At 74.9% G+C, this 9,996-nt stretch carries 9 protein-coding genes; 8 read left to right on the forward strand and 1 reads right to left on the reverse strand.

Translation table 11 applies throughout. From position 1 onward, the window contains the following. Positions 1 to 67 precede the first annotated feature (67 nt). Together MTQ10_RS22345 and MTQ10_RS22350 are read left to right on the forward strand one after the other, a co-directional pair. Entirely contained in the window at positions 68 to 742 is a 675-nt protein-coding gene (locus MTQ10_RS22345) for a response regulator transcription factor (protein ID WP_247471414.1), read from the forward strand. 238 nt (positions 743 to 980) lie between these two features. Continuing rightward, positions 981 to 1,613: an AAA family ATPase gene (locus MTQ10_RS22350; RefSeq protein WP_247471416.1), complete on the forward strand. Its 633-nt coding sequence runs from the start codon at positions 981 to 983 to the stop codon at positions 1,611 to 1,613. A 91-nt stretch (positions 1,614 to 1,704) separates the two neighbouring features. Here the strand turns inward: MTQ10_RS22350 and MTQ10_RS22355 are convergent, their stop codons facing one another. Next, positions 1,705 to 2,913 (reverse strand): threonine aldolase family protein, encoded by a 1,209-nt coding sequence (locus tag MTQ10_RS22355; RefSeq protein ID WP_247471428.1) that lies wholly within the window; start codon positions 2,911 to 2,913, stop codon positions 1,705 to 1,707. Positions 2,914 to 3,213: 300 nt separating this feature from the next. On the opposite strand from MTQ10_RS22355, the gene MTQ10_RS22360 reads away from it, so the two are divergent. The 6 genes from MTQ10_RS22360 to MTQ10_RS22385 form a co-directional block, all read left to right on the forward strand. Further along, positions 3,214 to 4,173: a Rossmann-like and DUF2520 domain-containing protein gene (locus MTQ10_RS22360; RefSeq protein ID WP_247471430.1), complete on the forward strand. Its 960-nt coding sequence runs from the start codon at positions 3,214 to 3,216 to the stop codon at positions 4,171 to 4,173. Continuing rightward, a complete protein-coding gene (panC, locus tag MTQ10_RS22365) occupies positions 4,170 to 5,162 on the forward strand; it encodes a pantoate--beta-alanine ligase (RefSeq protein ID WP_247471432.1) in 993 nt (330 codons plus the stop codon). Before MTQ10_RS22360 ends, panC begins: the two co-directional genes overlap by 4 nt. Then, on the forward strand, positions 5,159 to 6,871 hold the full coding sequence (locus MTQ10_RS22370; protein ID WP_247471434.1) for an L-aspartate oxidase: 1,713 nt from the start codon (positions 5,159 to 5,161) through the stop codon (positions 6,869 to 6,871). Before panC ends, MTQ10_RS22370 begins: the two co-directional genes overlap by 4 nt. Further along, the gene (gene nadC, locus MTQ10_RS22375; RefSeq protein WP_247471436.1) at positions 6,868 to 7,848 is read left to right on the forward strand and encodes a carboxylating nicotinate-nucleotide diphosphorylase; all 981 of its coding nucleotides are present in this window, start codon (positions 6,868 to 6,870) and stop codon (positions 7,846 to 7,848) included. The genes MTQ10_RS22370 and nadC overlap by 4 nt, the downstream gene beginning before the upstream one ends. 5 nt (positions 7,849 to 7,853) lie before the next feature. Continuing rightward, positions 7,854 to 8,651, forward strand: a complete 798-nt coding sequence (locus MTQ10_RS22380) for a type III pantothenate kinase (RefSeq protein WP_247471438.1) — start codon at positions 7,854 to 7,856, stop codon at positions 8,649 to 8,651. A 742-nt stretch (positions 8,652 to 9,393) separates the two neighbouring features. Beyond that, positions 9,394 to 9,996, forward strand: a 603-nt coding sequence (locus tag MTQ10_RS22385) for a hypothetical protein (protein WP_247471440.1), incomplete at its 3' end; no start/stop codon positions are given.

Below are 9,996 nucleotides of genomic sequence, written 5' to 3' on the forward strand. Positions count from 1 at the left end.
GGCCCACCCCCCGTGAACCCCGTGAACCCCGTGAACTCCGTCGTACGACCCCCCGGAAGAGGAACCGATGACGATCCGCGTCATGCTCGTCGATGACCAGGTGCTGCTGCGCACCGGATTCCGGATGGTGCTCGCCGCCCAGCCGGACATGGAGGTCGTCGCGGAGGCGGGCGACGGCGTCGAGGCCATCCAGGAGCTGCGCACCACCCCCGTGGACGTCGTGCTGATGGACGTCCGCATGCCCAAGCTGGACGGGGTGGAGGCCACCCGCCGCATCTGCTCCGAGCCGGACGCGCCGAGGGTGCTCATCCTGACCACGTTCGACCTCGACGAGTACGCCTTCTCCGGGCTGAAGGCGGGCGCCTCCGGCTTCATGCTGAAGGACGTGCCGCCCGGGGAGCTGCTCGCCGCGATCCGCGCCGTGCACAGCGGTGACGCGGTCGTCGCCCCGTCCACCACGCGCCGCCTGCTCGACCGGTTCGCGCCGCTGCTGCCGAGCACCGGCAAGGAACCCCAGCACAAGGAGCTGGAACGGCTGACGGAACGGGAACGCGAGGTGATGATCCTCGTCGCCCAGGGCCTGTCCAACGGCGAGATCGCCGCCCGGCTCGTGCTGTCGGAGGCGACCGTCAAGACCCATGTGGGCCGCATCCTCACCAAGCTCGGTCTGCGGGACCGGGTCCAGGTGGTCGTCCTCGCCTACGAGACGGGGCTGGTGCGGGCCGGCGGGGGACGCGGCTGAGCGCGCCCCGCACGCGCGTACGGCCGGCCGATCCGCACGGCGACCGCCCGCACCCCGGTGAGGGCACCCCACACGCGCGCGTACGGCGGTCCGTCGGCAAGTCCTCCTCGCCGACGACCTCACCCGGCACCCCACGCGCGCGTACGGCGGTACGACCCGCGCGGCGACCAGAGCACCCCACGCGCGTACGGCCGTCGACCGGGGTTGCGCGAGCGAGCCCCGCCGGTAGGGTCTGCGCATGCTGCTGTGGATCAACGGCCCCTTCGGGGGCGGCAAGACACAGACCGCACACGAGATCCGGCGCCGCCTGCCCGGCAGCGTCATCTGCGACCCCGAGCACGCCGGTTTCGGTCTGCGCCGCATGCTGCCGCCCGACCTGCGCGGCGACTTCCAGGAACTCGCCTCCTGGCGGCAGGGCGTGGTGGAGGTCCTCGACCTCGCTCTCACCCGTCATGACGGCGTCGTCATCGCCCCGATGACCGTCACCGACCCCGCGTACTTCGCCGAGACCGTCGGCCGGCTCCGCGAACTCGGCCACGACGTACGGCACTTCACGCTGCTCGCCGAACGCGACACCGTGCTGCGGCGGCTGCGGGAGCGGCACGTGGGCGACCTGATCCGGCGCGGCGCGGGCAAGCGCAGCGAGCCGCGCCGCGACAGCTGGGCCGTCCGGCAGCTCGACCACTGCCTGGAACGGCTGCGGGAGCCGGAGTTCGCCGAACACCTGTGGACCGACCACTCCACCGTGCCGAAGACCGCCGACCGGATCGCGGTCCTGGCCGGACTGACCCTGCGGCCCAACAACGAGGGCCGCCTGCGTACCCGGCTCCGGCAGGCCGGTGTGGGCCTGCGGCACATCCGGTTCGACTGACGGCACCCCGGCGCCGTGCCGCCCGCAGCGACGGCACCGGTGCGGCACCCACGGCACACCCCGCCCCCGCCGTACGGGATGTGCCGTACCGTCAGCGGCCCGCCGCGGGCAGGCGCCGTACGAAGTCGGCGACCGCCGCCCGTACGTCCCCGGCGCTCCACTCCAGCCCGGTGGCCCGGATGCCGACCTCGGTGCAGGCCAGGCCCGGGCCGCCGGGCGACCAGACGCCCGCGAACAGCAGCGTCCCCGTCTCCTCGGCCTGCCGTACCGCCGTCTCCTCCAGGACTTCGGCGTCGTACGGCAGCCAGACCTGGAACTCATGGGTGTGCGGCACCTCGGGGTGCACGCGCGCCCACGCCAGGCCCGCCTCGGCGAACCCCTCCCGCAGCGCGGCGGCCACCACGCGCGCGTGGGCGACGTACTCCGGCAGCCGCGGCAGCTCCCGCTCCAGCCCGACCATCGCCGACAGCACCGTCGGGAACTGCTGGAAGATCAGCCCGCCGTACCGGTGCCGCCAGGCCTTCGCCTCCTCGACCAGCGTGGCCGGGCCGGCGAGCGCCGCCCCGCCGAAGCCGCCGAGCGACTTGTAGAACGACACGTAGACGCTGTCCGCGAGGCCCGCGATCTCCTCCAGGGGACGCCCGAAATGCGTGGTGGTCTCCCACAGGCGCGCACCGTCGAAGTGCACCACCGCGTCGCGCTCCCGCGCCGCGTCCACCACCTCGGTCAGCTCCTCCCACGTGGGCAGTACGAACCCGGCGTCCCGCAGCGGAAGCTCCAGCATCAGCGCGCCGAACGGCTCGTCGAAGGCCCGCACCTCCTCCGCCGTCGGCAGCCTCGGCTCACGCGTCACCCGCACCGGACGCAATCCGCTGACCACGCTGAACGTGCTCCGCTCATGCACCTCCGGATGCGCCAGCGCATGCAGCGCGACCACGGGGCTGCCCGTACGGCCCGCCCAGCAGCGCAGCGCGATCTGCTGCGCCATGGTGCCGGTGGGGAAGAACGCGGCGGCCTCCGTGCCCAGCAGCGCGGCGACCCGCTCCTCCAGCGCCTCGACGATCCCGTCGCCGTACAGGTCCGGCGGCCGGTCCAGGTCGTACACCTGCGGGGCCGCGTCCACGAGCTGCGCCAGCCGCTCACGCAGGGTGCCGCGGAAGGCGCCGCGGCCCAGCGCGCGCGAAGCCGCCCGGTACGCCTCCCACCGCCGCTCCCGCAGGGTCTTGTCGGGTACGTCCGCCGTCTGTGGTGTGTCCCGGCCGTGAGCGGGGTCGCCGCCGTGGCCCTCGGTGTCGGTCATGCCCGGGATCATGCCCTCCGGGGCTGCCGCCGGGCACCTGGATTCCGCGGCCGGGGCGCGTGCCGGGCGCCGGCGGCGGGGCACCCGGCCCGGGCGCACGCGGCTCCCGCCACGTCGCGCGCCTGCTCGGGCGCAGGGGGAAGACCCGGCCCGGGCGCACGCGGCTCCCGCCCCCTGTGCGCAAGGACGTGCGAAAGCCCACAGCCTGTGGACGACCGGCCCTCGCCTCCACCGATAGCGTTAACATGACGAGAAATCGTCCGGTACCCGGAGCGGACTGGAACGGAAGGCCGCCGACGCGTGAGTACAAGCCAACAGCCAGAACCGAGCGACCGCCCAGCGCGGCTCACCGTCGGCGTCGTGGGCGCCGGGCGCGTGGGCCCCGCGCTCGCGGCCTCCCTCCAGCTCGCCGGGCACCGCCCGGTCGCCGCGTCCGGCGTCTCGGACGCCTCACGGCGGCGCGCCGCACAGTTGCTGCCCGACGTGCCGCTCGTGCCGCCCGCCGAGGTGCTCCGCCGCGCCGACCTGGTCCTGCTGACCGTCCCCGACGACGCCCTGCCCGGCCTGGTGTCCGGCCTCGCCGAGACCGGCGCCGTACGGCCCGGGCAGCTGCTCGTGCACACCTCCGGGCGGTACGGCGCGCGCGTCCTCGACCCGGCCGTCCGCGCGGGCGCGCTGCCGCTCGCGCTGCACCCGGCGATGACCTTCACCGGCACCCCCGTCGACGTGCAGCGTCTGGCGGGCTGCTCGTTCGGCGTGACCGCGCCCGAGGAGCTGCGGCTGGCCGCCGAGGCCCTCGTCATCGAGATGGGCGGCGAGCCGGAGTGGATCGCCGAGGAGATGCGCCCGCTGTACCACGCGGCGCTCGCGCTCGGCGCCAACCACCTGGTCACCCTGGTCGCACAGTCCATGGAGCTGCTGCGCGAGGCCGGCGTCGAGGCACCGGACCGGATGCTGGGCCCGCTGCTGGGCGCCGCCCTCGACAACGCCCTGCGCTCCGGCGACGCCGCCCTGACCGGGCCCGTCGCCCGCGGTGACGCGGGCACGGTCGCCGCGCACGTCGAGCAGCTGCGCCGGCACTCGCCGCAGACGGTCGCCGGGTATCTGGCGATGGCACGCGCGACCGCCGACCGGGCACTCGCGCACGGCCTGCTGAAGGCGGAACTCGCCGAGGACCTGCTGGGCGTCCTCGCCGACGCGGGCGGGCCCGGCACCTCCCCGAGCGACGGCACCGACGGCACCGAAGGGCACGCCCGATGACCACCACCCTCCTGCGCACCACCGACGAACTGAGCGCACGCGCGCGTACCGGCCGCCGTGCCGTCGTGATGACCATGGGCGCCCTGCACGAGGGCCACGCCACCCTGATCCGCACCGCGCGGGAGATCGCCGGCGCGGACGGCGAGGTCGTCGTCACCGTCTTCGTCAACCCGTTGCAGTTCGGCGCCGGCGAGGACCTGGACCGCTATCCGCGCACCCTGGACGCCGACCTGAAGGTCGCCGAACAGGCCGGAGCGGACGTCGTCTTCGCCCCGTCCGTGGACGAGGTGTACCCGGGCGGCGAACCCCAGGTCCGGGTCAGCGCCGGCCCCATGGGCGAGCGGCTGGAGGGCGCTTCCCGCCCCGGCCACTTCGACGGCGTGCTGACCGTCGTCGCCAAGTTGCTCCACCTCACCCGGCCCGACGTGGCGCTGTACGGGCAGAAGGACGCGCAGCAGCTCGCGCTGATCCGGCGCATGGTGCGCGACCTGAACTTCGGCATCGAGATCGTCGGCGTCCCCACCGTGCGCGAGGCCGACGGGCTGGCCCTGTCCAGCCGCAACCGCTACCTGTCCGCGCGGGAGCGGCGCACCGCGCTCGCCCTGTCCCGCGCCCTGTTCGCCGGCCGGGACCGGCTCGCCGCGCAGGAGGCGCTCGCCGCACGCGCGCGTGAGGTGCCCGCCACGCACGCGCGTGCCGAGGCGCTGAGCGCCATCGGCGAGTCCCGTGCCGCCGCCGACGCGCACGCCGTCGCCAAGGCCTCCGCGGGCGACCCGGCGGCCGTGCGGGCCGCCGCGCGTGCCGTCCTGGACGACGCCGCCCGGCTGGACCCGCCCCTCGAACTGGACTACCTGGCGCTGGTCGACCCGTCCGACTTCACCGAGATCGAGGCCGGCTACACCGGCGAGGCCGTCCTCGCCGTCGCCGCCCGGGTCGGCACGACCCGGCTGATCGACAACCTCCCCCTCACCTTCGGAGCCGCCTCGTGACCAGCACAGGCATACGACTGCACGCCCCCGCCCCAGGGTGGTCCATCGACGCCGACGTGGTGGTCGTCGGCTCCGGCATCGCCGGCCTGACCGCGGCCCTGCGCTGTGAGGCGGCCGGCCTGAGCACCGTCGTGGTCACCAAGGCCCGCCTCGACGACGGCTCCACCCGCTGGGCGCAGGGCGGCATCGCGGCGGCCCTCGGCGAGGGCGACAGCCCCGAACAGCACCTCGACGACACGCTCGTGGCCGGTGCCGGCCTGTGCGACACGGAGGCCGTGCGCATCCTCGTCACCGAGGGCCCCGACGCCGTACGGCGGCTCATCGCGACGGGCGCCCGGTTCGACGAGTCCGCCGAGGGCGGCCTCGCCCTCACCCGCGAGGGCGGCCACCACCGGCGCCGCATCGCGCACGCGGGCGGCGACGCCACCGGCGCGGAGGTCTCCCGCGCGCTCGTGGAGGCGGTCCGCGCGCGCGGGCTGCGCACCGTCGAGAACGCGCTCGTGCTGGACCTGCTCACCGACGCCGACGGGCGCACCGCCGGTGTCACCCTGCACGTGATGGGCGAGGGCCAGCACGACGGCGTGGGCGCCGTGCACGCCCCCGCCGTGGTCCTCGCCACCGGCGGCATGGGCCAGGTGTTCTCCGCCACGACCAACCCGGCCGTGTCGACCGGCGACGGCGTCGCGCTCGCCCTGCGCGCCGGCGCGGAGGTCTCCGACCTGGAGTTCGTCCAGTTCCACCCGACGGTGCTGTTCCTCGGGCCCGAGGCCGAGGGCCAGCAGCCGCTGGTCTCCGAGGCGGTCCGCGGCGAGGGCGCCCACCTGGTCGACGCGGACGGCGTGCGCTTCATGCTCGGGCAGCACGAACTGGCCGAACTGGCGCCCCGCGACGTCGTCGCCAAGGGCATCCTGCGCCGTATGCGGCAGCAGGACGCCGAGCACATGTACCTCGATGCCCGTCACTTCGGCGCCGACATGTGGGAGCAGCGCTTCCCGACGATCCTCGCCGCGTGCCGCGCCCACGGCATCGACCCCGTGCGCGAGCCGATCCCGGTCGCCCCGGCCGCCCACTACGCCTCCGGCGGCGTCCGCACCGACTCGCACGGCCGTACGACCGTGCCGGGGCTGTACGCGTGCGGCGAGGTCGCATGCACCGGTGTGCACGGCGCCAACCGGCTCGCCTCCAACTCGCTGCTGGAGGGCCTGGTCTACGCGGAGCGGATCGCCGCCGACATCGCCGCCGCCCGTGCCGCCGAGGGCCTCCACGCGCGCGTGCCCGAACCGGTGCCCTACCCGCAGACGCCGGCGCACCCGCTGCTCGCCCCGGAGGCCCGGTTCGCCATCCAGCGGATCATGACCCACGGCGCGGGCGTGCTGCGCTCGGCCGACTCCCTGCGCACCGCCGCCGAGCAGCTGCAACAGCTGCACAGCGAGGCCCGCGACGCGCTCGACGAGAACGGCAAGACCGCCGAGCCGGGTGTGGACACCTGGGAGACCACCAACCTGATGTGCGTGGCCCGTGTCCTGGTCGCCGCCGCCCTCATGCGCGAGGAGACCCGCGGCTGCCACTGGCGCGAGGACCTGCCCGAGCGCGACGACACGGCCTGGCGCCGCCACATCGTCGTACGGCTGAACCCGGACCGTTCCCTGGCCGTGCACACCACGGACACCGCGGACTTCCCCCCGACCCAGCGTCCCCAGGAGCAGTGACAGAAGTGAGCAACGAACTCCCCCTCGTGCAGGACGGCGGCTGCGGCGACGGCTGCGGCTGCGGCGCCGGCGACGAGGAATACCTGGAGTGCGGGCTCGACCCCGCGCTCGCCGAGCTCCTGGCCGACGCCGGCCTCGACCCCGTGGAGGTCGAGGACATCGCGCACATGGCCATCCAGGAGGACCTCGACCACGGCGTGGACGTGACGACCGTCGCGACCATCCCCGAGGAGGCCGTCGCCACCGCCGACTTCGTCGCCCGTGAGGCGGGCGTCGTGGCGGGGCTGCGGGTCGCCGAGGCGATCGTCTCCGTCGTGTGCACGGACGCGTTCGAGGTCGAGCGGCACGTGGAGGACGGCGACCGCGTCGAGGCCGGGCAGAAACTGCTCTCGATCACCACCCGCACCCGCGATCTGCTCACCGCCGAGCGCAGCGCGCTGAACATCCTGTGCCGCCTGTCCGGCATCGCCACGGCCACGCGCGCGTGGGCCGACGTGCTGGACGGCACCAAGGCGAAGGTCCGCGACACCCGCAAGACGACGCCGGGCCTGCGCGCGCTGGAGAAGTTCGCGGTGCGCTGCGGCGGCGGCGTCAACCACCGTATGTCGCTGTCGGACGCGGCCCTCGTCAAGGACAACCACGTCGTCGCCGCGGGCGGCGTCGCCCAGGCCTTCAAGGCCGTACGGGAGGCCTTCCCGGACGTGCCGATCGAGGTCGAGGTGGACACGCTGCATCAGCTGCGCGAGGTCGTCGACGCGGGCGCCGATCTGATCCTGCTGGACAACTTCACCCCCGAGGAGTGCTCCGAGGCCGTCGGTATCGTCGGCGGGCGGGCCCTGCTGGAGGCCTCCGGCCGGCTCACCCTCGACACCGCCCGTATGTACGCCGAGACCGGCGTGGACTATCTCGCCGTCGGCGCCCTCACCCACTCGTCGCCGATCCTCGACATCGGCCTGGACCTGCGCGAAGCGGAGTAAGCGCGATGCTCCTCACGATCGACGTGGGCAACACGCACACGGTTCTGGGCCTCTTCGACGGCGAGGAGATCGTCGAGCACTGGCGCATCTCCACCGACGCGCGGCGCACCGCCGACGAGATGGCGGTGCTGCTCCAGGGCCTGATGGGCATGCACCCGCTCCTCGGCGACGAGCTGGGCGACGGCATCGACGGCATCGCGATCTGCGCGACCGTGCCGTCGGTGCTGCACGAGCTGCGCGAGGTGACCCGCCGCTACTACGGCGACGTACCGGCGGTCCTCGTCGAGCCGGGCGTGAAGACCGGCGTGCCGATCCTCACGGACAACCCCAAGGAGGTCGGCGCGGACCGCATCATCAACGCGGTCGCCGCCGTCGAGCTGTACGGCGGTCCGGCGATCGTCGTGGACTTCGGTACGGCGACCACGTTCGACGCGGTGTCCGCGCGCGGCGAGTACGTCGGCGGGGTGATCGCGCCGGGCATCGAGATCTCGGTGGAGGCGCTCGGTGTGCGCGGCGCCCAGCTGCGCAAGATCGAGGTGGCCCGGCCGCGCAGCGTCATCGGCAAGAACACGGTCGAGGCGATGCAGGCCGGCATCGTGTACGGCTTCGCGGGCCAGGTGGACGGCGTGGTGTCCCGTATGGCGCGGGAGCTGGCGGCCGACCCGGACGATGTGACGGTGATCGCGACGGGCGGCCTGGCCCCGATGGTGCTGGGCGAGGCGACGCTGATCGACGAGCACGAACCGTGGCTGACACTGATCGGCCTGCGACTGGTGTACGAGCGGAACGTCTCCCGCATGTGACCGACCCCCGCGCCCCCTGCGGCCCACCCGGCCGCGGGGGCCCGCAGCGCCCCGAGCCCGTCCGTGGCGTCGGTACCGGAACCCGACACCGCGCCCGCCCGCCGGTCCCCCTGGCCGTACGGGCGCGCCGGGACCGGCACCCACGGCATCGGCCGGGACGGCCGTGGGGGCGCTGAAGCGGCGTGCGCGCGGTGACGGACGATGACGGCCGATCACCGAAGCGCAGAGGGGACGAGGACGACGGCCGACAGCGAACCGTTCCGCCGGGCCGGGGCACCGGGTCGAGAAGTGGTCGGTCGGGTGGGGGCTGCTGTCGCTGGCGATGTGGGCACGGTTCGGCTACCGGCTGCTGATCGACGACGGCGATCAGTACGGCAGACAGAGCGAGGACCACGCGTCGGTCGGCATACTCGCGCTCGCGGTCGTCCCGACGATCATCGCGACGGCGACCGTCGTGTACGCCCGGGTCCTGTTCGGCCGGCACGCCGGGGCAGGCCGACGGCGCAACAGGTCCGTCCCGGCACGGCCGGGCCGGCGGGGCGCCGGGCCCCGTGGACCGGGAGAGCGCCCGGGGCGGGCCGACGACGGGTCACACGGACAGCGGCACCGGCCGGGGCCACGGGGTCCGGTGTGCTGCCGGGCGGGTGGTCGGGGCGTGGCGCAGGCCCGGATTGTGGCGGTTTTGTCTGATTAGGCGCGTAGGGTCGCGTGCATGCCCACGCCATACGGATCCCGCGGCGGCATGGCGTTCGGCACGGAGGAGCTGCGTGTGCTCCGCCGCGCCCTCGCCCTCGCCCTGAACCCCGGTACCGCCTCCGACGAGGACGTTCAGGACTGCCTCAGACTCGCCGAGTCGCTCGACGAGGCGGTACGGGAGGGGGCCAGGCTGCGCGCCTTCCTCGTGGCCGACCTCGGCCGCTACCGAGCCGCCCTGCCCGGCACCGCCGCCGGGTACCTCGCGCTCCTGGAGGAGGCGCTGGGCGCCGGGTACCGGCCGGTCGCGGACGATCTCGCGGCGCTGCGGGCGCTGCGCGGCAACCCCACAGCGGCAGCCCTCCTGGACCGCTGCCAGGTCCTCGCGGAACAGGACGTACGGGCCCGTCTGGCCCGCGGCACGGCCCGCAGGGCGGGCGAGCGCGCCCAGGAGACCGTCCCGCTCGTCCCGGCCTGCCGTACCCGCCTCCTGGCCCTTCCCGGCGGCCTCGCGGACGGCGACGTCGCGCCCGCCGCGGCGGCCCACGCCGCCGAGCGGCGCACGGACCGGCCCGGCGAGCAGGGCACGCCCGCGCGGCAGCCCGCCGAGCGGCCCGGTCCCGCGCCCGCCCCGGCACCCGCGCCCGGCGCC

The organism is Streptomyces sp. XM83C, from assembly GCF_023072675.1.
Lineage (GTDB): Bacteria > Actinomycetota > Actinomycetes > Streptomycetales > Streptomycetaceae > Streptomyces > Streptomyces thermocoprophilus.

Coding starts and splice junctions, on each gene's coding strand:
- MTQ10_RS22345 (WP_247471414.1), top strand. CDS start 68: ATGACGATCCGCGTCATGCTCGTCGATGACCAGGTGCTGCTGCGCACC.
- MTQ10_RS22350 (WP_247471416.1), top strand. CDS start 981: ATGCTGCTGTGGATCAACGGCCCCTTCGGGGGCGGCAAGACACAGACC.
- MTQ10_RS22355 (WP_247471428.1), bottom strand. CDS start 2,913: ATGACCGACACCGAGGGCCACGGCGGCGACCCCGCTCACGGCCGGGAC.
- panC (WP_247471432.1), top strand. CDS start 4,170: ATGACCACCACCCTCCTGCGCACCACCGACGAACTGAGCGCACGCGCG.
- MTQ10_RS22380 (WP_247471438.1), top strand. CDS start 7,854: ATGCTCCTCACGATCGACGTGGGCAACACGCACACGGTTCTGGGCCTC.